The following is a 24,067-nucleotide window of genomic DNA, read 5'->3' as shown; positions in this document are numbered from 1 at the left end:
GAATCACCATGCTGAGTCCTTATATGTCCCCCGTCGAGCGGGTGTGGTTCTACAGCCTGCGGATCCTCTGCGGCTTGATCCTGTTGTTCCTGATCCTGCCGGTGCTGGTGATCATCCCGCTGTCGTTCAACTCGGGGAGTTTCCTGGTCTATCCGCTGCAAGGCTTCTCGATGCATTGGTACCAGGACTTCTTCGCCTCGGCCGAATGGATGCGGGCGCTGAAGAACAGCATCATCGTTGCCCCGGCGGCCACGGTACTGGCGATGGTTTTCGGTACGTTGGCGGCGATCGGCCTGACCCGTGGCGACTTCCCAGGCAAGGCGCTGGTGATGGCCTTGGTGATTTCGCCCATGGTGGTGCCGGTGGTGATCATTGGTGTGGCGAGCTACTTGTTCTTCGCGCCGTTGGGCCTGGGCAACAGTTTCTTGTCGTTGATCGTGGTGCATGCGGTGTTGGGTGTGCCGTTCGTGATCATCACGGTGTCGGCGACCTTACAGGGCTTCAACCACAACCTGGTGCGGGCGGCGGCCAGTCTCGGTGCTTCGCCGCTGACGGCGTTTCGCCGGGTGACCTTGCCGTTGATCGCTCCGGGGGTGATCTCTGGCGCATTGTTTGCCTTTGCTACGTCGTTCGATGAGGTGGTGGTGACGTTGTTCCTCGCCGGCCCCGAGCAGGCGACCTTGCCGCGGCAGATGTTCAGTGGCATCCGCGAGAACCTCAGCCCGACCATCGCTGCCGCCGCGACGATGCTGATCGCGTTTTCGGTGGTGCTGTTGCTGACGCTGGAGTGGTTGCGTGGGCGCAGTGAGAAGCTGCGTACGGCGCAGGTCTAAAGCGCACGTTGACTCCCCGTGGGAGCGAGACCGGCTTGCCGGCGAAAGCGCTAGACCGGTCACTGATGCAGTGACTGTCGGGCTCTATTCGCGAGCAGGCTCGCTCCCACATAGGTTCTCGGTGGTCACCCGGCCATTCACTGGCTGAATAACAGACAAACGCCAATCCCAAGCTACTATTGTGCCCAGCTCCCATGTCTATAAGAGGCTGCGCACGATGAGTCTGTCTTCGTTCAAAATCGCTCACAAATTGCTCACCGGCGCGGGTGCCATCGAGCAGTTGGCGGCCGAGTTGAGCCGCCTGGATGTCGACCATCCGCTGATTGTCACCGATGCCGCGCTGGTCCAGTCCGGCACGGTAGCGCTGGCGTTGGAGCAATTGGGCGGGCGCACCTACCAGATCTTTGATCGAGTCCTGCCTGACCCGGAAATCGCCATCGTCGAAGACTGCATGCGGGTCTATCGCGAGGGTGGGCATGACGGCTTGATTGGCGTGGGCGGCGGCAGTGCCATCGACATTGCCAAGAGCGTGGCGGCGTATGCCGGTTACCACGGTGCGCTGGAAGACTTGTTCGGTGTCGACCAGGTGCCGCGCAAGGGGCCGCCGTTGATCGCGATTCCGACCACCGCGGGCACCGGGTCGGAAGTCACCAACGTGGCGATCCTGTCCGACAAGGTCGCGCAGCTCAAGAAAGGCATCGTCAGCGATTACCTGCTGCCGGACGTGGCGCTGGTCAGTCCGCAAATGACCCTCACCTGCCCACGCAGCGTGACCGCCGCCAGTGGCATCGATGCGCTGGTGCATGCGGTCGAGTCGTACCTGTCGGTGAATGCTTCGCCGATCACCGACGCGCTGGCCATCGGCGCAATCAAGTTGATTGCCAAGGCGCTGCCCAAGGCCTACGCCGCCCCCGCCAACCTGCAAGCCCGCGAAGACATGGCGACCGCCAGCTTGATGGCGGGCATGGCGTTCGGCAACGCCGGGGTCGGCGCGGTGCATGCCTTGGCGTATCCGCTGGGCGGGCGATTCAATATTGCCCACGGGGTGAGCAATGCGTTGCTGCTGCCCCATGTGATGGCCTGGAACAAGCTCGCGTGCGTGGAGCGCATGCAGGACATCGCCGAGGCGTTTGGGGTGAAGACGGCGGGCTTGAGTGTCGAGGATGCGGCGGATAAAGCCGTCGAGGCCATGGCGCGACTCTGTGCCGCAGTCGAGATTCCCCAGGGCCTGCGCAGCTTCAAGGTGCCCGAAGACGCGATCCCGGCCATGGCGGTGGAGGCCGCGGGAATCGAGCGCTTGATGCGTAACAACCCGCGTCGCTTGAGCGCGGCCGATATCGAAAAGATCTACCGAGCCGCCTACTGATCGTCGCAGAGCACCGTGCGCGCGCCAAAGCATGAGGTATACAATGCGCGCCATTGTGATCCTGCTCAAAAAAGGTGCGTCATGCAGCCCTTCGTCATTGCTCCGTCGATTCTCTCCGCCGACTTCGCCCGCCTGGGCGAAGAAGTGGACAACGTCCTGGCCGCCGGTGCCGATTTCGTGCACTTCGATGTCATGGACAACCACTATGTGCCGAACCTGACCATCGGCCCGATGGTCTGCGCGGCCCTGCGCAAGTATGGCGTGACCGCGCCTATCGACGCGCACCTGATGGTCAGCCCGGTGGACCGCATCGTCGGTGACTTCATCGAAGCCGGCGCGACCTACATCACCTTCCACCCGGACGCGACGATTCACGTCGACCGCTCCCTGCAGATGATCCGTGAAGGTGGTTGCAAGGCCGGCCTGGTGTTCAATCCGGCAACGTCGCTGGACGTGCTCAAGTACGTGATGGACAAGGTCGACATGATCTTGCTGATGAGCGTCAACCCAGGCTTTGGCGGGCAGAAGTTCATTCCCGCCACCCTCGACAAGCTGCGCGAAGCGCGTGCGTTGATCGACGCGTCGGGCCGTGACATCCGCCTGGAAATCGATGGCGGCGTGAACGTCAATAACATCCGCGAAATCGCCGCCGCGGGCGCCGATACCTTCGTGGCCGGCTCGGCGATCTTCAATGCGCCGGACTACCAAGAGGTCATTGAGAAGATGCGCGCAGAATTGGCCCTGGCTCGCCCATGAGTGGCTTTGAGCAGTTGTTCCCGGGGCGGCTGCCGCGGCTGGTGATGTTCGATCTGGATGGCACGCTGATCGATTCGGTCCCGGACCTGGCAGTGGCTGTGGATAACATGCTGCTCAAACTGGGGCGTGAGCCGGCGGGGCTGGACGCGGTGCGCGAATGGGTTGGCAACGGTGCGCCGGTGCTGGTGCGCCGCGCATTGGCCGGCAACATCGACCATTCGGCCGTCGACGACGGCGAGGCCGAGCATGGGCTACAGATTTTCCTCGAGGCCTACGCCGACAACCACGCGCTGACGGTGGTCTACCCGGGCGCCCGGGAAACCCTGAAGTGGCTGCACAAGCAGGGCGTGGAAATGGCCCTGATCACCAACAAGCCGGAACGCTTCGTCGCGCCCTTGCTGGACCAGATGAAGATCGGCCGCTACTTCAAGTGGATCATCGGTGGCGACACCCTGCCACAGAAGAAACCGGACCCTGCGGCCCTGTTCTTTGTGATGAAAATGGCCAACGTACCGGCCTCGCAATCGTTGTTTGTCGGCGACTCGCGCAGCGACGTGCAGGCCGCCAAGGCCGCGGGCGTCAAGTGCGTGGCGCTGAGCTACGGCTACAACCATGGCCGGCCGATTGCCGAGGAGTCGCCGGCCCTGGTGATCGACGATCTGCGCCAGCTAATTCCCGGTTGCCTGGATTCGGCCGCTGAGATAACGTTGCCCGACGTTGCTCAATCCCCTGCTGGAAATCCCATCGTGGTGGTCACTCGCAAACTCTGGATGAAAGTCATCAAGGCCCTGGCCCGCTGGCGTTGGCGCGCCTGACTGAATCCTGGCCGGCTATCCGGCGCGTTTGCACACCTGACCGTTAGACCCTCATGCCACGAGGCACCTCATGAATCGCGAAGAATTCCTGCGTTTGGCCGCTGCCGGCTATAACCGTATCCCGCTGGCCTGCGAAACCCTGGCCGACTTCGACACGCCGCTGTCGATCTACCTGAAACTGGCCGACGAACCCAACTCCTATTTGTTGGAGTCGGTGCAGGGCGGGGAGAAGTGGGGCCGCTACTCGATCATTGGCCTGCCGTGCCGCACCGTGTTGCGGGTGCATGGCTACCACGTCAGCATCACCTGCGACGGGGTCGAGATCGAAAGCCATGACGTTGAAGACCCCTTGGCCTTCGTCGAGCAGTTCAAGGCGCGCTACAACGTGCCGACCATTGCCGGCCTGCCGCGGTTCAACGGTGGGCTGGTGGGTTACTTCGGCTACGACTGCGTGCGTTATGTCGAGACGCGCCTGGGCCAGTGCCCGAACCCGGACCCACTGGACGTGCCGGACATCCTGCTGATGGTGTCCGACGCGGTGGTGGTGTTCGACAACCTGGCGGGCAAGATGCACGCCATCGTCCTGGCCGACCCTTCCCAGGCGGATGCCTTCGAGCAGGGCCAGGCCAGCCTGGAAGCGCTGCTGGACAAACTTCGCCAGCCGATCACCCCGCGTCGCGGCCTGGACCTCAGCCGTCCACCGGCCGCCGATCCGGTGTTTCGCTCAAGCTTTACCCAGTCGGACTACGAGCGGGCCGTGGACACCATCAAGGAATACATCCTGGCGGGTGACTGCATGCAGGTGGTGCCGTCGCAACGGATGTCCATCGACTTCAAGGCCGCGCCCATCGACTTGTACCGGGCGCTGCGTTGCTTCAACCCGACGCCGTACATGTACTTCTTCAACTTCGGCGATTTCCATGTGGTCGGCAGCTCGCCGGAAGTGTTGGTGCGGGTCGAAGACAACCTGATCACCGTGCGCCCGATTGCCGGCACCCGGCCACGGGGCGCGACCGAAGAAGCGGACCTGGCGCTGGAAGAAGACCTGCTGTCGGACGACAAGGAGATCGCCGAGCACTTGATGCTGATCGACCTGGGGCGCAACGATACCGGGCGCGTCTCGGAAATCGGCTCGGTGAAACTCACCGAGAAGATGGTCATCGAGCGCTATTCCAACGTGATGCACATCGTGTCCAACGTCACGGGCCAGTTGAAGGCGGGCCTGACGGCGATGGATGCGCTGCGGGCGATCTTGCCGGCAGGCACTTTGTCGGGGGCGCCGAAGATTCGCGCGATGGAAATCATCGATGAGCTGGAGCCGGTCAAGCGCGGTGTCTACGGCGGCGCGGTGGGCTATTTCGCCTGGAACGGCAATATGGACACGGCGATTGCGATTCGCACGGCGGTGATCAAGAACGGTGAGCTGCATGTGCAGGCCGGTGGCGGTATCGTCGCCGACTCGGTGCCAGCGCTGGAGTGGGAAGAAACCCTGAACAAGCGCCGCGCGATGTTCCGTGCGGTGGCCCTGGCCGAGCAGACGCCGGATTAAGGTGTCGTCGTCTGTAGGCGCGAGGCTTGCCCGCGAAGCATTCGACCTGTTGCTGATACCGTGTTGGTCAGCCTCTGTTCGCGGGCAAGCCTCGCTCCAGTGTTCTATTGAGTCGCCATAAAAAAACGCGGCGCCTGTCAGGGCGCCGCGTTTTTTATGGCCTGCGCTTTAGAAGTCCAGCACGACCCCGGCATTGATCCCTTGCTGGGTGAAGTCGTCATCCTTGCGGATGTTGTAGCCGGCTCGCAGCGCCAGGTCGGTGGTCAGTTTGTAGCTGACCCCCAGGTTCAGGCGATTGATGTGGGACTGTGGGGTGTAGCCTTCCAGGGTGTACTGATTGCCGGGCAGGCTGTTGAGGTTCATGGTCACGTCCTGGGTATCGTCTTCGTACTCGCGTTCGTGCGCGTACTCGCCGTAGACCTGGGTTTGTGGGGTGACCTGGTACTTGCCCTGCAAGCCGATGCCCAGGCGCCGGGAGTTGCGCTTCTGGTCATCGAAGGTCAGCGCGGTGGAGTCATTGCTGTTCTCCGAGTAGCCATCGACCTGCACCTTGGCGAAGTCGGCGCTGACAAACGGCGACAGGTGCCACGGGCTGCTCGCCTCGGGTGCGATGTCGTAGCCGACACGGGCGCTGGCGGCCAGCACGGTGCCGCTGGTATCGCCTTTCTCGCCGCGTTCATTGGCGCCCAGGTCGAATTTGCGCTTGAGGCTGTCGTAATCCAGGTGCCCGGCGGTCAGTGCACCGTCGGCCCACCAGCGGTTTTGCTGGTACTGGGCGAAGGCGGTGCCCATGTAGGTGTTGAGGGTGTACTCGGAGTCGTCGCTGCCGGCTTCCAGCTTCTGGCGATAGAGCCCCGTGGCGACACCCACGCGCCAGGCATCGTTGAGGCGGTAGCTGCCACCGACGTTCAGATTGTAGCCATTGCCGTCACCGCTGGCGGCGCTGTGTTGATCGTCGAAGTCCAAGTGCTGGCCACCCGCGCTGACAATGGCTCGCCACTGGCCGACGGCTTGCCAGTTTTCCCAATCGGCTTGCCATTGGTTGCGCAACTCATCCTGGTGCGCGCGCAGGGTGCCGTGGGCCATTTCCGGCAGCAGCGTGGCTTCCCATGGCGCGGACAGGAGCGAGTAGGCGTAGTCGGCGATCAGTCGTTGCCCGGCCTCGGTGGGGTGCACCGAGTCGTTGTAAATCAGCTTGGTTGGGTCCGGTGTGGCGCTGTTGATTCCATACTTGGCGTTCATGGTGCAACCGTCGCCGCTGAAGCAGGTGGCAGTGAGGTTCTGATCCGTAGCCAGGCCGAACTGTGCCGGGTTGGCGAAGGCTTCCTTGAGCAGCACCGGGACGTTGAGCGGGATGACTTGGGCGTTGACCTGTTGCAACTGACTGACCAGTTCGGTATTGAACTGGGTGCTGAGCTGGGAGATGAAGGCTTGTGCCGGGCTGCCGTTGATGGCTGGGGTCAGGCCGAGGTCGGGCAGCAGCCAGACCATGATGTATTTGGCGCCGGCGCCTTGCAGGGTTTGCACGCTGTCGACCAGGCGGCCCGCAGCGGCATTGGCCTGGTCCGGGCTCAGGACCTTGCCCTGGAGGAAGTCGTTACCGCCACCGGACAGGTAGTAGAGCGCATTCGGATCGGCGCGAAAGCCATTGGAGGGGAGGTAGCCGGCCTTGGTGCGATCCCCGGTCGCGGAGGTGGTGGTGATCGAGTCGAGTATCTGGTCGGTACGGTAACCTCCGACGGCCCAGTTGTTGCCGTCGGGCAGGCCTTCGCCGGCGCGCACGGCCGAAGTCGAGGCGGCGGTATCGTTGGCGGAGAACCCCAGCTTGCCCCCCAGTATTTGGGTGGAGTTGGCCGCACGCACTTCTCCGGTGCCGTCCTTGTAGAGCGGACCCACTCGGTTGGTATAGCGCTGCGTTGCACCTGGCGGGCCACCAGGGTCGGCGAACTGGCCGGCGTCATTGAGACTGTCGCCAAACACCACGAACTTTGAATAAGGGGAGGGGGAGGCAATTGCCTGGGAGCAGGCCATTGCGAGGAGACAGCCAGCCAGCGGTACAAACAGCGTGTGTTTGATCATGAGCAGGTCCGTTTAATTATTGTTGTATGAACAGAACGACAGTACCAAAAACGTTTGTGATTTAGCTATGACCGAGGCCACATGTCTTACGTGCATTACGCCATATTGCGCCCTCCGCTCAGCTAAGTTACTGTGCCCGGACGTATGAATGAGACCTTCCCCGTGTTGATCGTCAGCAAACTCTTGGATCAAGTCATCAAGGCACACGCCCGTTGGCGTTGGCGCGCCTGAATCTTCCCTGCCGGCCCGGCCGGATCTGTTTGCCTTCTTAACCCGTAGACCTGCCGCATTTGCTGGCTGTTTCCAGCCACTGAGCGAGCGTGCCATCTTGCGGGTCATCATTCGAAGGCTGCCTTAAAAGTCAGTGAATTCAAGAGGTTTCCAGCCATGTTGCTGATGATCGACAACTACGACTCCTTTACCTACAACGTTGTGCAATACCTTGGCGAGCTCGGTGCCGAGGTCAAGGTCGTGCGCAACGACGAACTGACCATCGCCGACATCGAAGCGCTTGGCCCGGAACGCATCGTCGTATCCCCAGGGCCCTGCACCCCGACCGAAGCCGGTATCTCCATCGAAGCGATCAAGCACTTCGCCGGCAAGCTGCCGATTCTCGGCGTCTGCCTCGGCCACCAGTCCATCGGCCAGGCCTTTGGCGGCGATGTCGTGCGTGCCCGCCACGTGATGCACGGTAAGACTAGCCCGGTATTCCACGAGGACAAGGGCGTGTTCGAGGGGTTGAACAACCCGTTGACCGTCACCCGCTATCATTCGCTGGTGGTCAAGCACGATACCTTGCCCGACTGCCTGGAACTGACCGCCTGGACCCAGCTCGAAGACGGCTCGGTCGACGAAACCATGGGCCTGCGCCACAAGACGCTGAACATCGAAGGGGTGCAGTTTCACCCGGAGTCGATCCTGACCGAGCAAGGTCATGAACTGTTCGCTAACTTCCTCAAACAAACCGGCGGCACGCGCTAAGGACTTTCCATGGATATCAAGACTGCCCTGAGCCGTGTCGTCGGCCATCTGGACCTGAGTACTGAGGAAATGCGCGACGTCATGCGCGAAATCATGACCGGGCAATGCTCGGATGCGCAGGTCGGCGCGTTCATGATGGCCATGCGCATGAAGAGCGAGAGCATCGATGAGATCGTCGGTGCGGTATCGGTGATGCGCGAGCTGGCGGACAAAGTCGAGCTGAAAACCCTCGATGGCGTGGTCGACGTGGTCGGCACCGGCGGCGATGGCGCGAACATCTTCAACGTCTCCACCGCGTCTTCCTTTGTGGTAGCGGCGGCGGGCTGCACCGTGGCCAAGCATGGCAATCGTGCGGTCTCGGGCAAGAGCGGCAGCGCCGACTTGCTGGAAGCCGCCGGTATCTACCTGAACCTCACGCCGGTACAAGTGGCGCGTTGCATTGACAACGTTGGTATTGGTTTCATGTTTGCCCAGTCCCACCATCGTGCGATGAAATACGCCGCAGGTCCGCGTCGTGACCTGGGCTTGCGCACACTGTTCAACATGCTCGGCCCGCTTACGAATCCGGCCGGCGTGAAGCATCAAGTAGTGGGCGTGTTCAGTCAGGCATTGTGCCGACCATTGGCCGAGGTCTTGCAACGCCTGGGCAGCAAGCATGTGCTGGTGGTGCATTCCAAGGATGGCCTGGACGAATTCAGCCTGGCGGCCCCGACCTTTGTCGCGGAGCTGAAGAACGACCAGATCACCGAGTATTGGGTCGAGCCGGAAGACCTGGGCATGAAGAGCCAGAGCCTGCACGGCCTGGCGGTGGAAAGCCCGGCGGCCTCGTTGGAACTGATTCGCGATGCCTTGGGGCGACGCAAGACCGAGAACGGTCAGAAGGCGGCAGAAATGATCGTGCTCAACGCCGGCGCCGCGCTGTACGCCGCCGATCATGCCAGCAGCTTGAGAGAGGGCGTGGCCTTGGCGCATGACGCGCTGCATACCGGCCTTGCACGAGAAAAACTAGAGGAATTGGGCGCGTTTACCGCGGTCTTCCGAGTGGAGAATGAAGGATGAGTGTTCCAACGGTGCTGGAAAAAATCCTCGCCCGCAAAGTGCAGGAAGTGGCCGAGCGCAGTGCTCGCGTCACCCTGGCTGAGCTGGAGGCCATGGCCAGGTCGGCAGATGCCCCGCGTGGCTTTGCCCAGGCGCTGATCGCCCAGGCCAAGCTCAAGCAGCCGGCGGTGATCGCCGAGATCAAGAAGGCATCGCCGAGCAAGGGCGTGATCCGCGAGGACTTCGTGCCCGCCGATATCGCCCGCAGCTACGAGAAGGGCGGTGCGACCTGCCTGTCGGTGCTGACGGATGTCGACTACTTCCAGGGCGCCGATGCGTACCTGCAACAGGCGCGCGCCGCGTGCAAGCTGCCGGTGATCCGCAAGGATTTCATGATCGATCCGTACCAGATCGTTGAAGCCCGTGCGCTGGGTGCCGACTGCGTGCTGTTGATCGTGTCCGCGCTGGACGACGTGAAAATGGCCGAGCTGGCTGCCGTCGCCAAGGGTGTGGGGCTGGATGTGCTGGTGGAAGTCCACGACGGTGACGAGCTGGAGCGGGCGTTGAAGGTGCTCGACACGCCGTTGCTCGGCGTCAACAACCGCAACCTGCACACCTTTGACGTCAGCCTAGAAACCACCCTCGACCTGTTGCCGCGCATCCCGCGTGATCGACTGGTCATCACCGAGAGTGGCATCCTCAACCGCGCCGATGTCGAGCTGATGGAGATCAGCGAGGTGTATGCGTTCCTGGTCGGCGAAGCCTTCATGCGCGCCGAGAGTCCGGGGACGGAATTGCAGCGCTTGTTCTTTCCGGAGCGCGGTACTGCGGTCAGCGGTTCTACACTCGACTGAGTACTAGGCCCTTTCGCGAGCAGGCTCGCTCCCACAGAGGATTGAGTTGTTCCTGTGGGAGCGAGCCTGCTCGCGATAGGGACATAAGCAGCACCCCAGGCCCAACGTCCTACGGATGACCTGATGACTCCAACCTCCCTGACTGTCGAAGCCGGCCTGCAAGCCGAACAGGATTTGCTGGCGACGGTGTGTGCCGGCGACCAGGATTTTGCCCTGTTGTTCTGGCAGCCCACCGATCGTGCGCTGGTCATGCCCCGGCGCTTGAGCCGTTTGCCGGGGTTCGAGGTGGCGTGTGCGGCGTCGGCAGCCAATGGTTGGCCGGTGCTGTTGCGCGAAACCGGTGGCGAACCCGTGCCGCAGTCGGCGGCGACCATCAATATTGCTCTGGTGTATGCGCCGCCGCGCAGTGAGGGTGATCACGGGCGCATCGAAACGGCCTACAGGCGCCTGTGCGATCCGATTTGCCAGTTGCTCACGGAGTTGGGTGGCAATCCATCGATGGGGGAAGTCGAAGGCGCGTTCTGCGATGGCCGGTTCAACGTCAATCTCGATGGGCGCAAGATGGTGGGCACCGCCCAGCGTTGGCGCCAGAGCAAGGGCGGGCAGCGTCCAGTGGGGTTGGTGCACGGGGCATTGCTACTGGATGATGAGCGCGAGTCGATGGTGGCGGCGGTCAACCGATTCAACGAGGCCTGTGGCCTGGAGCAGCGGGTGCGGGCGCAGAGCCACATTGCGCTGCATGAACAGTTCGCGGCCCCGGATGCGCTCGCGCGGCTCGATTGCCTCTATCGGCAGATGCTGGCCGGGGTGTTGACCGCTTAGCGGGTGCCGAATACCACCATGGTCTTGCCTTTGACGTTGACCAGGTTGCGCTCTTCCAGGTCCTTGAGGACCCGTCCAACCATTTCTCGCGAACAACCGACGATCCGGCCGATTTCCTGGCGGGTGATTTTGATCTGCATGCCATCGGGGTGGGTCATGGCGTCCGGCTGTTTGCACAACTCCAGCAGGCAGCGGGCCACGCGGCCGGTGACGTCGAAGAACGCCAGGTCGCCGACCTTGCGCGTGGTGTTGCGCAGGCGCTGGGCAATCTGGCCACTGAGCACGTAAAGAATGTCCGGGTCTTGCTGGGACAGTTCGCGGAACTTGCAGTAACTGATCTCGGCCACTTCGCATTCAACTTTGGCGCGGACCCAGGCGCTACGTTCCTGTTCATGGCCAGCTTGCTCGAACAGGCCCAATTCGCCGAAAAAGTCCCCGGCATTGAGGTAGGCGATGATCATTTCCCGGCCATCGTCGTCTTCGATCAGGATCGTGACCGAGCCCTTGATGATGAAGAACAAGGTGTCGGAGCGATCGCCCGCGCAAATGATGTTGCTCTTGGCCTGATACCGACGACGCTGGCAATGCATCAACAACTTGTCGAGGTTCTTGATTTTGGGGGATGGGGCAATAGCAACCATGGTTGAATCCCGAGAAGACTGCACGGTGTGGCATGATTTTTTGTAGAAGCTGGCAAAACGCCAGCGAATTGGCGTCAGCTTAACAGACACATTCTGTGATTATTCGAGAATTTATCAATGCGTCAGGCCGCCGCGGGCACGCAGGCGGTGCGCTGTCTGTGTAAAGCCCTGTGCTAAGCTGGCCGCCCTTTTTTTACAGTGGAGACTTGGCGATGAAGGCACGTATTCAATGGGCGGGCGAAGCCATGTTCCTCGGTGAATCCGGTAGCGGTCACGTCGTGGTCATGGACGGTCCGCCAGAGGCCGGCGGGCGCAACCTGGGTGTCCGACCGATGGAAATGCTCCTGCTCGGCGTAGGTGGTTGCAGCAATTTCGACGTGGTCAGCATCCTGAAGAAGTCCCGCCAGGCGGTGGAAAGCTGCGAAGCCTTCCTGGAAGCCGAGCGTGCGAGCGAGGACCCGAAAGTCTTCACCAAGATTCACATGCACTTCGTGGTCAAGGGCCGGGCGCTGAAAGAAGCCCAGGTCAAGCGTGCCATCGAGCTGTCGGCCGAGAAGTATTGCTCGGCGTCGATCATGCTCGGCGCAGCCGGTGTCGCGATCACCCACGACTACGAAATCATCGAGCTGGGTTGAATCGACATTCAACTATCATAAAAGCAGTGCAGACTCTGGTGATCACTGGCTCAGGTCTGCATAATGCGCCACTTTTTTCAGGGCAGTGATCGGTCGACCGACCGGTTGTTCGCCCGAACAGATAACCAAAATCGCCATCGCGAAGAGGTGTTAACCGTCCTACGCAGCTGCGTTGTTCGCAACTGACGGGCATGCTTGATCACGCGGCCGGGCCGCATACATAGAGAGTTTTTAAACGGTGAAAAGCAAACTCAAGCTCCATGGGTTCAATAACCTGACAAAGACCTTGAGCTTCAACATCTATGACATCTGCTATGCGGAAACCCCGCAAGACCAGCAGGCGTATGTCGAGTACATCAATCAGATGTACGACGCTGAACGCCTCACGCAGATCCTCACGGAAGTTGTCGATATCATTGGAGCCAACATCCTGAACATCGCGCGTCAGGATTACGACCCCCAGGGCGCCAGCGTGACCATTCTGATCTCCGAGGAACCGGTGACCCCCACCGAGAGCCAGATCGAAGAGTCGCCAGGCCCGATCCCCGAAATTATCCTGGCCCACCTCGACAAGAGCCACATCACGGTGCACACCTACCCGGAGATCCATCCGGTGGATGGTATTGCGACCTTCCGTGTGGATATCGACGTGTCGACGTGCGGGGTCATTTCACCGCTTAAAGCCCTCAACTTCCTGATTCACCAGTTCGAGTCGGATATTGTCACGGTGGACTACCGCGTCCGCGGCTTTACGCGTGATGTCGAAGGCAAGAAGCACTTCATCGATCACGAGATCAACTCGATCCAGAACTATCTCTCCGAAGACACCCGCGACGGTTACCAGATGACCGATGTCAATGTGTACCAGGAGAACATGTTCCACACCAAGATGCTGCTCAAGGAGTTCGAACTGGATAACTACCTGTTCGGCGACGCCACCAGCAACTTGTCAGCGGACCAGCGTACCCACGTTACCGAACGCGTGAGGCACGAGATGCTCGAAATCTTTTACGCGCGCAACATGTCGAGCTAAAAGCATCGAGTACAAAAAAGGCGACTTCCTTGCGGCAGTCGCCTTTTTTATGGCCGGACGGATAGTGCAGCGATCAGATCCGATAGGTGCTCTTGGTCATCACCTTGGCCATCAAGCTCATTGCGAACTTCACGGGCGCCGGGAAACGAAAGCCTCCGGCCTCGAGCGCGCTGTCGGCATGCTGTTCTTCGTCGATGCGCATCTGCTGCAGGATGGCCCGGGACTTTTCATCCTCGGCCGGCAGTTGCTCCAAGTGCTCGTTCAGGTGCTTGCAGACTTGATCTTCAGTGGCGGCGACGAAGCCCAGGCTGACCTTGTCGCTGATCAACCCGGCAACGGCGCCAATGCCGAACGACATGCCATAGAACAATGGGTTGAGAATACTGGTGTGGCTGCCGAGCTGGTGGAGGCGTTGCTCACACCAGACCAGGTGGTCGATCTCTTCTTCGGCGGCGTGCTCCATGGCGGCGCGCACGTGCGGCAGCTTGGCGGTCAGGGCCTGGCCCTGGTACAGCGCCTGGGCACAGACTTCGCCGGTATGGTTGATGCGCATCAGGCCGGCGACGTGGCGAGTGTCCTCGTCGCTCAGCTTCGCGTCCGGCTGCACGATGGCGGGCGACGGGCGATGAGGCTGGCCACTGAAGGGCAGCAGGGTGCGCATCGCGGTGTCGGCTTGCAACAGCAGACGGTCAATGGGCGAGTAGTGACGTTGGGTAGTCATGCTGACCTCCGGGAAAAATCTCGGCGGCCAGTTTACCGCAATCGGCCGGGGAAGGTTTGCGCTGGGTCATTTGCCGTGCAGGGCGCACGGTGGCGTTTTTGTGGGAGAGGGCTTGCTCGCGAAAGCGGACGGTCTGGCACTGATATCTTGAAGGTGCCGAGGTCTTCGCGGGCAAGCCTCACTCCTGCAGGGGGGAGGTTGTTATGAATCAGCCCGGTGGCCAGTTCATCTGGCGCTGACCCAGCACGTGCATATGGATGTGGTAGACGGTTTGTCCACCCTTTGGATTGCAGTTCATCACCACCCGGAAGCCTTCTTCGCAACCCTGCTCGAGCGCCAGGCGCTGGGCGGTGAACAGAATGTGCCCGGCCAATGCCTTGTCGTCCTCGGTCAGGTCGTTGAGGGTGCGGATCGGCTTTTTCGGAATGACCAGGAAATGCACCGGCGCGGCTTTGGCGATGTCGTGGAAGGCCAGTACCTGGTCGTCCTCGTAGATGATGTCTGCCGGGATCTCCCGGTTGATGATCTTGGTGAACAGAGTATCCACAGCTGTTTTCTCCGTTGTTTGGGCTGGCCTGAGTGTACCCATGGCTTATCGCCGCGCCCAGCCTTTTGCCCGGCCACGGTATCAGCGTGGGCAATAGGCTTTGTTGACCATGCCGACGAGGGTGCGTGTCAGCCAGCGTGAACCCAGGCGTGGCAGGAACGCGAACCAACGATTACGGCGCCCGGGAATGATGATGGCGCGGTTCTTATCCAGGGCGCGCACCGTGTAGAGCGCCACTTCCTCGGGACTCATCAGCAGTTTGCTGCTGTCCAGCTTGTGGTCATCCAGATTGGCCGTGCGGAAGAACGCGGTGCGGGTCGGCCCGGGGCACAAGACCGAGACGTTGATCGCGCATTTTTTCAGCTCTACCCGCAAGCCTTCCGAGAAGTGCAGCACATAGGCTTTGCTGGCGTAGTAAGTGCTCATCCACGGCCCCGGATTGAACGCTGCCACTGACGCGACGTTGAGAATCTGCCCACCCCCTTGCAGCGCCATGCTGTTGCCGATGGCATGGCACAGGCGAGTGAGGGCGAGGATGTTGACTTCGATCAGGTCCTGCTCGGTCATCCAGTCTTGCGCCAGGAATGGGCCGCAGGTGCCGATCCCGGCGCAATTGACCAGTAGATCGATTTGCCGTTCGCCTTCTTCGAGCTCCAGTAGAAAGCCCGACAGACGCAACGGCTCACCCAGGTCACACGCGCGAAACAGCACCTCCACGCCAAAGCGCTGGGTCAGTTCGATCGCGATGCTTTCAAGCTGATCACGTTGGCGAGCTACCAGAATCAGGCTGCGGCCACGACGCGCCAGGGCTTCGGCCAAGGCCAGGCCGATGCCGCTGGAAGCGCCGGTGATCAGAGCGTAACGGGTCATGCAGTTCTCCATTGCAACGGCTCGCGCCCTGCTGCCATGGGAGGAAGCAGGCGCCGAGCGCGTTTATTCGTGCTCATAGTCTACAGGGGGCGGGGCGACTGGCGCCGGATCATCTGCTGGGGCTGTATCCACCGTGTCGGCGGGTTCATGGTCAAGGCTGAAAGCGCTCTGCTGCTCTTCGATCAGTGTGCCGAGGTCGCCGGTCACTGCGCTGACAAAAAACACCGCGATCATGGCCAGCCACAAGGCACACAGTACCTTGACGGCCACACTATTGGGCGGCGGTGGTGCGCCGTAGCGGTTGGCGGTTGCGTTACCGGGCACGGCCATCTGGACAATCAGGAGCAAGGTGTCCAGCAACGGCACCAGGTGCAGGAAACACAACCAGCCCGACCAGCCCAGGTCATGCAGGCGCTGCACGCTGATGGTGACGTACACATAGAGGTAGACCAGCACCGCGCCGACAAAAACAATGCCAGCCAGTATCAGTTGATCGTTGAACCACAGGCTCAATCCCAGGAGGCTGGTGACAGCGCCGATGATCAGCGTGGTCACCAGTGTCCAGGCGATGTAGCGCAGGCGACCGATTCGTCCTTGAACGCTGAACAATTTGAGTTGGGAGAACTCCGGCAGGGTTTCATCTGCGGGTGCCCGGGGTGGGGCATAGGGCGATTGCTCGGGCGTCACGGCACTGGCGGCCGAGACAGGGCTGACTTCGCTCAGGTCGAGTTCAACTGCAGGCTCTGCTTCGATGCGAGCCTGGATGCCGGTTTTCGACAGGGCATCGAGGTAGGTCTGCGCGGCGGCCTCGGACAGGTCGCGCTTGAGCGCGACAGGCTCACCGCTGAACAGGTGTTCGATGGCGGCGACGTCACACTTGAACAGTTGGGCGAGATTGAGCTTGGCGGTGGTGATATCGACCCCCGTTTGTAGCGCACCGTCGAAGACGATTCTGCAGCGTTTTTCACTCATGTAAGGCGTCCCTGTCGTAATGCGTGGCGTGTGGCCAGTCGAGTCGGCTGGCCAGGGCGGGTGTTAGCGGGGCCAGCGCTTGGGCAGTTGGCTGGCGAGTTCGAGGGCTTTGCGGTATTCGGCGTCCAGTCGCGCGATGAGATCGTCGACACTGGGCAGGTCGTCGATCCCGCCGACACCCTGGCCCGCGGACCACACGGTTTTCCAGGCTTTGGCCTCATCGTTGACGGGCTTGAGCTTGGACCCGAAGTCGATACTGCCCTTGCCTTGCAGCGCGTCTATATCAAAGCCGGCATTGAGCAGGCTTTGGCGCATGAAGCTGGCCGGCACCCCGGAAACCGCAGGGGTGTGGACAATGTCCGCCGCCCGGGACGTCAACAGCATATCTTTGTACGCTTCAGGCGCATGGCTTTCAGTGGTGCCGATAAAGCGTGTGCCGAAGTAGGCCAGGTCCGCACCGAGCAGTTGCGCAGCGAGAATCTGGTGGCCATGGTTCAGGCAGCCGGCCAACAGCAGGGTTTTGTCGAAGAACTGCCGGATCTCGGCAATCAGCGAAAACGGACTCCAGGTGCCGGCGTGACCACCGGCACCGGCGGCCACGGCAATCAAGCCATCAACCCCGGCCTCGGCGGCTTTCTCGGCATGCCGGCGTGTGGTGACATCGTGAAACACCAGGCCACCGTAGCTGTGCACCGCGTCAACCAACTCTTTCACTGCGCCCAGGCTGGTGATCACAATCGGCACTTTGTGCTCGATGCAGATCTCCAGGTCCGCTTGCAGCCGTGGGTTGCTGTTATGAACGATCAGGTTCACGGCATAGGGCGCCGGGTTTTCAAGGAGCGCCAGGCCCGCTTCGATCTCTTCCAGCCAGGCCTTGAAGCCGCTGCTTTCACGCTGGTTCAGCGCCGGGAAGCTGCCGACGACACCATTGCGACAGCAGGCGAGTACCAGTTGTGGGTTGGAAATCAGAAACATCGGCGCCACGACGATAGGCAGGCGCAAATGGTGTTCGAGCAGGGCTGGCAGCGACATTGGAAGTTCCCCGATGGAGTGTGGTCAGTAGGATTAGAACGGCCGTACGACAACCAAAATTACGATAGCCAGCAACATCAACACTGGTACTTCATTGAACCAGCGGAAGAACACATGGCTGCGGGTGTTTTCGCCGCGGGCAAAGCGTTTTACTTGGGCGCCGCACATATGGTGATAGCCGATCAGCAGCACGACCAGCGTGAGCTTGGCATGCATCCAGCCGCCCTGGCCGAAGTAGGCGCTGGGGTTGAGGCTGATGAGCCAGCCGCCAAAGATCAGCGAGGCAATCATGGCCGGGCCCATGATGCCGCGATACAGCTTGCGTTCCATGATGCTGAAGCGTTCCTTGCTGATGCTGTCTTCGGCTTGCGCGTGGTAAACGAATAGGCGCGGCAGGTAAAACAGGCCGGCAAACCAGCACACGATGCTGACGATGTGAAAAGCTTTGAGCCACAGATAGAGCATTTTAGTTATTCCCAGGTTCACGGTAGCCCGAATAGTAGAGGCTTGAGCGGCCACACGTCACCTTGACGGTTGTCGCAGGGCTGGGCGCACCCTATTATCGACGGCTTTCCAGTGGGTTCGTTGAGGGCAGGTTTATGGTCAAGGTCGGTATCGTCGGCGGCACGGGTTACACCGGTGTCGAATTGCTGCGTCTGTTGGCACAGCACCCGCAGGCAGAAGTGGCGGTCATTACTTCCCGATCCGAGGCTGGCCTGGCTGTTGCCGACATGTACCCGAACCTGCGCGGTCACTACGATGGCCTGGCATTCAGCGTTCCTGACATCAAGGCACTCGGCGCCTGCGACGTGGTGTTCTTTGCCACGCCGCATGGTGTTGCCCATGCGCTGGCGGGCGAACTGTTGGCCGCGGGGACCAAGGTGATCGATCTGTCGGCAGACTTCCGCCTGCAGGACGCCGATGAGTGGGCCAAGTGGTACAACCAGCCACATGGCGCCCCGCACCTGCTCGAAGAGGCGGTCTATGGCTTGCCAGAAGTCAATCGCGAGCAGATCAAGCAGGCCCGCCTGATTGCTGTGCCGGGCTGCTATCCAACCGCGACGCAACTGGGCTTCTTGCCATTGCTTGAAGCTGGCCTGGCCGACACCACGCGCTTGATCGCGGATTGCAAATCGGGTGTCAGCGGTGCGGGTCGCGGCGCGGCGGTTGGTTCGTTGTACGCCGAAACGTCGGAAAGCATGAAGGCCTATGCCGTCAAAGGGCATCGCCACTTGCCGGAAATTCGCCAGGGGCTGCGTCGTGCCGCAGGCAAGGATGTAGGCCTGACCTTCGTCCCACACCTGACGCCGATGATTCGCGGCATTCACTCGACGCTGTACGCGACCGTCGTCGACCGCTCCGTGGATTTGCAGGCACTGTTTGAAAAGCGCTACGCCAATGAGCCGTTCGTCGATGTCATGCCTGCTGGCAGCCACCCGGAAACCCGTAGCGTGCGAGGCGCGAATGTTTGTCGGATTGCGGTTCATCGTCCGCAAGACGGTGATCTGGTGGTAGTGCTGTCGGTGATCGACAACCTGGTCAAAGGGGCGTCGGGGCAGGCCGTGCAGAACCTGAACATCTTGTTTGGCCTGGACGAGCGCCTGGGGCTGTCCCATGCCGGGATGCTGCCATAAACCCTGCTCAGAGTAGCGAAAGGCCCGTTTAGCGGGCCTTTTTGCATTCTGTGGGTGTGATTCTGCGGGCTGCAATACCCTAACAATAGTTGACCGATTTTCTGGGAGAAGCGGATAATGCCGGTCATCACGCATTATGGCGGCGTAACGCCGGGAGATAGTCAGCATGAGCGTCGAATCCTTCACCCCCACGGCTTTGCAATTCACCCACGGTGCTGCGCACAAGGTGAAGAGCCTGGTCGATGAAGAGGGGAATGATCGCTTGAAGCTGCGCGTATTCGTTACGGGCGGCGGTTGTTCTGGGTTTCAGTATGGTTTTACCTTCGATGAAGAAGTGGCCGATGACGACACCATCGTCGAGCGCGAGGGTGTCAGCTTGGTCGTCGACCCGATGAGCTATCAGTATCTGGCGGGTGCCGAGGTGGATTATCAGGAAGGGCTGGAAGGCTCGCGCTTCGTGATCAAGAATCCGAACGCCACGACCACGTGCGGTTGCGGCTCTTCGTTCTCAATCTGATCGGTCATCGCGCTGTATCGGCAGTACTCAACGCCGCATGACCTGACAGTCTTGCGGCGTTTTGCTGTCTGTTGTTCAGGCGGGGTAGATAGCGCCGAGCACGCGTAGTCCTCTGGCGCCCGTGACGCTTGGGCGGTTGCCTGGGATGCCTTCGAGGCAGCAATGCGCCAACCAGGCAAACGCCATGGCCTCGACCCAGTCCGGATCTACGCCGTAAACCGCGGTGCTGCTGACCTGGGTATTTGGCAGCAGGCTGGCGAGGCGGGTCATGAGTGTCTTGTTATGCGCGCCGCCGCCACACACCAGCAACTCCTGGGTATCGACCTGGGCGGCTTGCAACGAATCGATAATGGTCAGCGCAGTCAGTTCCAGCAGTGTGGCCTGTGTGTCTTGTGCGGCGAACCCCGGCAGGTTGGCGAGGTGTTGGGTCAGCCATTGCAGGTTGAACACTTCGCGGCCGGTACTTTTCGGGCCTTTGGTGAGGAAGAACGGGTCGCTGAGCAGGGCGTTGAGCAGGGCGGGCTCTACTTTGCCACTGGCTGCCCACTGCCCATCGCGGTCGAAAGTTTCGCCATGTTGCTGGTGAATCCAGGCGTCCAATAGAACGTTGCCGGGACCGCAATCAAAGCCCGAGACGGGCTTGTCGGTTTCAATCAGGCTCAGGTTGCTGAACCCACCGACGTTCAACACTGCGCGGTTACCACTGCGCTGTTCAAACAACGCTTCATGAAAGGCTGGGACCAGTGGTGCGCCTTGCCCGCCAGCCGCCACGTCGCGGCTACGGAAGTCGCTGACGACAGTGATCGCTGTCAGCTCGGTCAACAGGGCCGGGTTGCCAATTTGCACGGTAAACCCGCGGGAGGGTTCGTGGCGAATGGTCTGGCCATGGCTGCCAATCGCGCGGATATCCGCAGGTTTGAGTGATTGCGTTGCCAGGAGGTTGTTGATGCCTTGGGCGGCCAGTTCAACCCAGTTCTGCTGGGCAATGGCGCTTCGGGCAATCTCATCGGGTCCGCTGGTGCATAAGCCAAGCAGCTCGATGCGCAGGGCCGCGGGCATTGGGATGTAGTGGGTGGCGATCAGCTTGATCGTTGCGCTTTGTTCCACAAGTGCAATGTCCAGGCCATCAAGGCTGGTCCCGGACATCACACCTATATAGAGGGCCATGGCTTAGCGCTTGCTCGAAGCCAGCAGGGTGGCTTTCTCTTGATCCATGCGGGCCATCAGCGGTTGGCTTTGCTGTTGGAAGCGCGCACGTTCGGTTTTGGCAATCGGGTCGGCCATAGGCAGTTTCTGCCCGAGCGGATCGACGTGAACACCGTTGACCTGGAACTCATAGTGCAAGTGTGGGCCGGTGGACAGGCCGGTGGTGCCGATATAGCCAATCACCTGGCCTTGCTTGACGGTGCCGCCGGTCTTCACGCCCTTGGCGAATCCCTGCATGTGGCCGTACAGCGTACGGTAGGTGTTGCCGTGCTGGATGATGACGGTATTGCCATAACCGCCACGACGACCGGCCAGCAGCACCTTGCCATCGCCGGCCGCCTTGATTGGCGTGCCGCGGGGCGCTGCGTAATCGACGCCTTTGTGGGCGCGGATCTTGTTCAGGATCGGGTGTTTGCGGCCCATGGAGAAGCGCGAGCTGATGCGAGCGAAATCCACCGGAGTGCGGATGAACGCCTTGCGCATGCTGTTGCCTTCAGCTGTGTAGTAGCTGCTGTTGCCTTGTTTGTTGGTATAGCGCACCGCAGTGTAGGTCTTGCCGCGGTTGGTAAAGCGGGCAGACAGGATTGGGCCGTTGCCGACAGGCTTACCATTCACGACTTTCTGTTCGTAGATCACATCGAATTCATCGCCCTGGCGAATGTCCTGGGCGAAGTCGACGTCATAGCCAAACACGCTTGCCATGTCCATAGTCAGGCTGTGGGACATGCCGGCGCGTGCGGCGGACTGCGACAGCGAACTGTTGATCACACCGTGGACGTACGCGGAGCGCACGGTCGGTTTTGTCGTCGTGCGCTTGAACGCATAGCCCTTGGCGCTTTTGTTCAGGCTGATGGTTTCAAGGTCGCTGACTTTGCTGTGCAGGCTGGAGAGCTGTCCATCGGAGCTCAACTCGAATTCGAGCTTTTGCCCGTGCTTGAGTTGCGTGAACTGTTTGGCTTGCTTGTCACTGGCCAGCATCTCATGCACCGCGGTGCTGGGTAGGCCGACTTTGGCGAACAGTGTGGAGAGGGTATCGCCCTTGGAGACGATGACTTCTCGGTGATTGGGCTCTTTCTTCTGCTCGACAACTGCTGCGGGGGCCGCTTCGGCGGTTTGCGGAGCGGTCTCAGTCGCATCTTCGATCTGTGCGAATGGAGATTGCACGGCTTCATTTGTGGCTTGAACGACGTCAGCGGCGTCTTGATCTTGTGTCAGTTGTTCAGCAGGGCTTTCCAGTTCAAGGCTTAAGGTTGTCTTTTTTGCTTCAACGTCACTGGATGGAAACACCAGGAGCGCCAGGCTGAGTAGGGCGGCGATGCCACTTGCGGCTAGCAGGTGGGTCTTCGGATAAAGCGGCGGCGCTTTAGTCGGTTCTGTGGTCATAGGTAATTTGACTTTGGATAAAGATGAATTGGAAAAGATGAATGACATGATGAAGATGAAATAACTGTATAAAATATAACCAAATCATCCCTTAAGCAAGCCGCGAGTGCTCTGTTCGTGGATTGCTGTCCGTGCGCCGGGCAAAACTTGTATTTGGTGTGCGATCTTGTATGGTTGGTTCCCTTTGAATCTGAGCCTTGCAGGTTGGTTATGAAGTCGGTTGAAGAGCAGCTAGCGCTGATCAAACGTGGTGCAGAAGAACTGTTGGTCGAGTCCGAGCTCATCGAGAAGCTCAAGCGTGGCCAGCCACTGCGTATTAAGGCTGGCTTCGACCCTACTGCGCCGGATCTGCACTTGGGGCATACGGTGCTTATTAATAAGCTGCGTCAGTTCCAGGAGTTGGGTCACCAGGTGATCTTCCTTATAGGTGACTTCACCGGGATGATCGGCGATCCGAGCGGCAAGAGTGCTACGCGCCCACCGCTGACCCGTGAGCAGGTTCTCGAGAATGCCGAGACCTATAAGACTCAGGTGTTCAAAATCCTGGATCCAGCCAAGACCGAGGTGGCGTTCAACTCCACCTGGATGGATCAGATGGGGCCGGCGGACTTCATTCGCCTGACGTCCCAGTACACCGTTGCTCGCATGCTTGAGCGCGACGATTTCGATAAGCGTTATTCCACCAACCAACCCATCGCGATACATGAGTTCCTCTATCCATTGGTTCAGGGCTATGACTCGGTCGCCTTGCGCGCCGATGTCGAGCTGGGTGGTACCGATCAGAAGTTCAACTTGCTGATGGGGCGTGAGCTGCAGCGTGCGTATGGGCAAGAAGCTCAGTGCATCCTGACCATGCCGTTGTTGGAAGGTTTGGACGGCGTGAAGAAAATGTCCAAGTCCCTGGGTAACTATGTGGGTATCCAGGAAGCTCCGGGCGTGATGTATGGCAAGCTGGTGTCCATCCCTGATGCACTGATGTGGCGTTACTTCGAACTGTTGAGCTTTCGCTCGATGGATGAGATCAATGCGTTGCGTGCTGATGTCGAGGCGGGCGCCAATCCGCGGGACGTCAAGATCAAGCTGGCTGAAGAGATCGTTGCGCGGTTCCATGGCGAGGAGGCTGCTGCTAGTGCGCACCGCGCAGCGGGCAATCGTATGAAGGATGGCGAACTGCCGGATGATCTGCCGGAGATTGAGTTGAGTGCTGGCGAGGCAATGCCGATCGCCGCTGTCCTTAATAAGGCAGGCCTGGTGAAGAACTCGGCAGTGGCGCGGGATCTTCTGGGCTCTGGCGGAGTGCGTATAGATGGTGAGGTAGTGGATCGCGCCTTTATATACGAGCTGGGCGCTACGCACGTTTGCCAGGCTGGAAAGAAGGCATTTGCACGTATTACGCTTAAATCCGAATAGAGCTTGAAATAAGTGTTGACGGCGAATTGTAACTGTCTATAATTCGCCCCACTTCCGGCGCAGTCGAAACGGAAAACTCCTTGGTAAACAAAGAGTTATGAAGTTTTCGGCAGCAGGTTGCTTCGGTTCATCGAGGCCTGGAAGGAGTTGTTAGGGTCGGCTGGTTTGACACTATCAACGGTTCGATCTTCTCGGTCGAAAGCGGCGAGAAAGAGGTGTTGACAGCAGCGTGTAACGCTGTAGAATTCGCCTCCCGCTGACGAGAGATTGGAAGCGCAAGTGGTTGAAGTTGCAAGGGAAACTTTGAAAGCTTCTTAAAATAACCGCTTGACAGTAACAGAGGCTGCTGTAGAATGCGCGCCTCGGTTGAGAC

General features: G+C 60.3%; 24 protein-coding genes. 14 read left to right on the top strand and 10 right to left on the bottom strand.

Features of this window, described 5'->3' with window-relative positions:
- Positions 1 to 8: 8 nt before the first annotated feature.
- The 5 genes from BMW74_RS09605 to trpE all read left to right on the top strand — a co-directional run bounded on the left by BMW74_RS09605 (position 9) and on the right by trpE (position 5,319).
- The gene (locus BMW74_RS09605; RefSeq protein WP_093417540.1) at positions 9 to 833 is read left to right on the top strand and encodes an ABC transporter permease; all 825 of its coding nucleotides are present in this window, start codon (positions 9 to 11) and stop codon (positions 831 to 833) included.
- A 217-nt stretch (positions 834 to 1,050) separates the two neighbouring features.
- Positions 1,051 to 2,199: an iron-containing alcohol dehydrogenase gene (locus BMW74_RS09600; protein WP_093417537.1), complete on the top strand. Its 1,149-nt coding sequence runs from the start codon at positions 1,051 to 1,053 to the stop codon at positions 2,197 to 2,199.
- 81 nt (positions 2,200 to 2,280) lie between these two features.
- Complete coding sequence (gene rpe, locus BMW74_RS09595) at positions 2,281 to 2,955, top strand: ribulose-phosphate 3-epimerase (protein WP_093417534.1); 675 nt, start codon at positions 2,281 to 2,283, stop codon at positions 2,953 to 2,955.
- A complete protein-coding gene (locus BMW74_RS09590) occupies positions 2,952 to 3,770 on the top strand; it encodes a phosphoglycolate phosphatase (protein ID WP_093417531.1) in 819 nt (272 codons plus the stop codon). Before rpe ends, BMW74_RS09590 begins: the two co-directional genes overlap by 4 nt.
- 70 nt (positions 3,771 to 3,840) lie before the next feature.
- A complete protein-coding gene (gene trpE, locus BMW74_RS09585) occupies positions 3,841 to 5,319 on the top strand; it encodes an anthranilate synthase component I (RefSeq protein WP_093417528.1) in 1,479 nt (492 codons plus the stop codon).
- 168 nt (positions 5,320 to 5,487) lie between these two features.
- Here trpE and estP read toward each other — a convergent pair whose 3' ends face one another.
- On the bottom strand, positions 5,488 to 7,398 hold the full coding sequence (gene estP / locus BMW74_RS09580; RefSeq protein WP_093417525.1) for an esterase EstP: 1,911 nt from the start codon (positions 7,396 to 7,398) through the stop codon (positions 5,488 to 5,490).
- Positions 7,399 to 7,785: 387 nt separating this feature from the next.
- On the opposite strand from estP, the gene BMW74_RS09575 reads away from it, so the two are divergent.
- The 4 genes from BMW74_RS09575 to BMW74_RS09560 all read left to right on the top strand — a co-directional run bounded on the left by BMW74_RS09575 (position 7,786) and on the right by BMW74_RS09560 (position 11,093).
- Positions 7,786 to 8,379, top strand: coding sequence for an aminodeoxychorismate/anthranilate synthase component II (locus tag BMW74_RS09575; RefSeq protein ID WP_093417521.1), 594 nt, complete (start codon positions 7,786 to 7,788; stop codon positions 8,377 to 8,379).
- 9 nt (positions 8,380 to 8,388) lie between these two features.
- Entirely contained in the window at positions 8,389 to 9,438 is a 1,050-nt protein-coding gene (trpD, locus tag BMW74_RS09570) for an anthranilate phosphoribosyltransferase (protein WP_093417517.1), read from the top strand.
- A complete protein-coding gene (trpC, locus tag BMW74_RS09565; RefSeq protein ID WP_093417512.1) occupies positions 9,435 to 10,271 on the top strand; it encodes an indole-3-glycerol phosphate synthase TrpC in 837 nt (278 codons plus the stop codon). Before trpD ends, trpC begins: the two co-directional genes overlap by 4 nt.
- A 123-nt stretch (positions 10,272 to 10,394) precedes the next feature.
- The gene (locus tag BMW74_RS09560; protein ID WP_371911746.1) at positions 10,395 to 11,093 is read left to right on the top strand and encodes a lipoate--protein ligase family protein; all 699 of its coding nucleotides are present in this window, start codon (positions 10,395 to 10,397) and stop codon (positions 11,091 to 11,093) included.
- On the opposite strand, the gene crp is transcribed toward BMW74_RS09560, so the two are convergent.
- Positions 11,090 to 11,734 (bottom strand): cAMP-activated global transcriptional regulator CRP, encoded by a 645-nt coding sequence (gene crp, locus BMW74_RS09555; protein WP_093417501.1) that lies wholly within the window; start codon positions 11,732 to 11,734, stop codon positions 11,090 to 11,092. The two genes, BMW74_RS09560 and crp, sit on opposite strands and share 4 nt — an antisense overlap.
- 212 nt (positions 11,735 to 11,946) lie before the next feature.
- Between crp and BMW74_RS09550 the strand changes: the two genes are divergently transcribed.
- Together BMW74_RS09550 and speD are read left to right on the top strand one after the other, a co-directional pair.
- Positions 11,947 to 12,369 carry an OsmC family protein gene (locus BMW74_RS09550; RefSeq protein ID WP_088423382.1) on the top strand — a complete coding sequence of 141 codons (423 nt, stop codon included), beginning with the start codon at positions 11,947 to 11,949 and terminating at the stop codon, positions 12,367 to 12,369.
- A gap of 238 nt (positions 12,370 to 12,607) precedes the next feature.
- Entirely contained in the window at positions 12,608 to 13,402 is a 795-nt protein-coding gene (gene speD / locus BMW74_RS09545; protein ID WP_093417496.1) for an adenosylmethionine decarboxylase, read from the top strand.
- A 73-nt stretch (positions 13,403 to 13,475) separates the two neighbouring features.
- On the opposite strand, the gene coq7 is transcribed toward speD, so the two are convergent.
- From coq7 to hemJ, 6 genes are all read right to left on the bottom strand, one after another.
- Positions 13,476 to 14,123: a 2-polyprenyl-3-methyl-6-methoxy-1,4-benzoquinone monooxygenase gene (gene coq7 / locus BMW74_RS09540; protein WP_093417492.1), complete on the bottom strand. Its 648-nt coding sequence runs from the start codon at positions 14,121 to 14,123 to the stop codon at positions 13,476 to 13,478.
- A 208-nt stretch (positions 14,124 to 14,331) separates the two neighbouring features.
- Entirely contained in the window at positions 14,332 to 14,670 is a 339-nt protein-coding gene (locus BMW74_RS09535) for a histidine triad nucleotide-binding protein (RefSeq protein WP_093417487.1), read from the bottom strand.
- Positions 14,671 to 14,751: 81 nt separating this feature from the next.
- Positions 14,752 to 15,540: an SDR family NAD(P)-dependent oxidoreductase gene (locus BMW74_RS09530; RefSeq protein WP_093417483.1), complete on the bottom strand. Its 789-nt coding sequence runs from the start codon at positions 15,538 to 15,540 to the stop codon at positions 14,752 to 14,754.
- A gap of 63 nt (positions 15,541 to 15,603) precedes the next feature.
- Positions 15,604 to 16,512: a DUF805 domain-containing protein gene (locus tag BMW74_RS09525; RefSeq protein WP_093417478.1), complete on the bottom strand. Its 909-nt coding sequence runs from the start codon at positions 16,510 to 16,512 to the stop codon at positions 15,604 to 15,606.
- 63 nt (positions 16,513 to 16,575) lie between these two features.
- Positions 16,576 to 17,544, bottom strand: a complete 969-nt coding sequence (locus tag BMW74_RS09520) for an NAD(P)H-dependent flavin oxidoreductase (RefSeq protein ID WP_093417473.1) — start codon at positions 17,542 to 17,544, stop codon at positions 16,576 to 16,578.
- A 33-nt stretch (positions 17,545 to 17,577) separates the two neighbouring features.
- On the bottom strand, positions 17,578 to 18,009 hold the full coding sequence (gene hemJ, locus BMW74_RS09515; protein ID WP_093417468.1) for a protoporphyrinogen oxidase HemJ: 432 nt from the start codon (positions 18,007 to 18,009) through the stop codon (positions 17,578 to 17,580).
- Between the two features lie 134 nt (positions 18,010 to 18,143).
- Between hemJ and argC the strand changes: the two genes are divergently transcribed.
- Both argC and erpA read left to right on the top strand, forming a co-directional pair.
- Entirely contained in the window at positions 18,144 to 19,178 is a 1,035-nt protein-coding gene (gene argC / locus BMW74_RS09510; protein WP_093417463.1) for an N-acetyl-gamma-glutamyl-phosphate reductase, read from the top strand.
- A 166-nt stretch (positions 19,179 to 19,344) separates the two neighbouring features.
- Positions 19,345 to 19,695 carry an iron-sulfur cluster insertion protein ErpA gene (erpA, locus tag BMW74_RS09505; protein ID WP_027617200.1) on the top strand — a complete coding sequence of 117 codons (351 nt, stop codon included), beginning with the start codon at positions 19,345 to 19,347 and terminating at the stop codon, positions 19,693 to 19,695.
- A gap of 75 nt (positions 19,696 to 19,770) precedes the next feature.
- Here the strand turns inward: erpA and BMW74_RS09500 are convergent, their stop codons facing one another.
- The gene (locus tag BMW74_RS09500; RefSeq protein ID WP_093417458.1) at positions 19,771 to 20,862 is read right to left on the bottom strand and encodes an anhydro-N-acetylmuramic acid kinase; all 1,092 of its coding nucleotides are present in this window, start codon (positions 20,860 to 20,862) and stop codon (positions 19,771 to 19,773) included.
- Positions 20,863 to 20,865: 3 nt separating this feature from the next.
- Complete coding sequence (locus tag BMW74_RS09495) at positions 20,866 to 22,284, bottom strand: peptidoglycan DD-metalloendopeptidase family protein (protein ID WP_093417454.1); 1,419 nt, start codon at positions 22,282 to 22,284, stop codon at positions 20,866 to 20,868.
- Positions 22,285 to 22,494: 210 nt separating this feature from the next.
- Between BMW74_RS09495 and tyrS the strand changes: the two genes are divergently transcribed.
- Positions 22,495 to 23,694 carry a tyrosine--tRNA ligase gene (gene tyrS / locus BMW74_RS09490; RefSeq protein ID WP_093417449.1) on the top strand — a complete coding sequence of 400 codons (1,200 nt, stop codon included), beginning with the start codon at positions 22,495 to 22,497 and terminating at the stop codon, positions 23,692 to 23,694.
- Positions 23,695 to 24,067: the final 373 nt, after the last annotated feature.

Source organism: Pseudomonas sp. ok272 (assembly GCF_900109995.1).
GTDB lineage: Bacteria > Pseudomonadota > Gammaproteobacteria > Pseudomonadales > Pseudomonadaceae > Aquipseudomonas.
The sequence above is the reverse complement of the archived record's forward strand: the minus strand, read 5'-3'. Positions and strand labels throughout refer to the sequence as shown.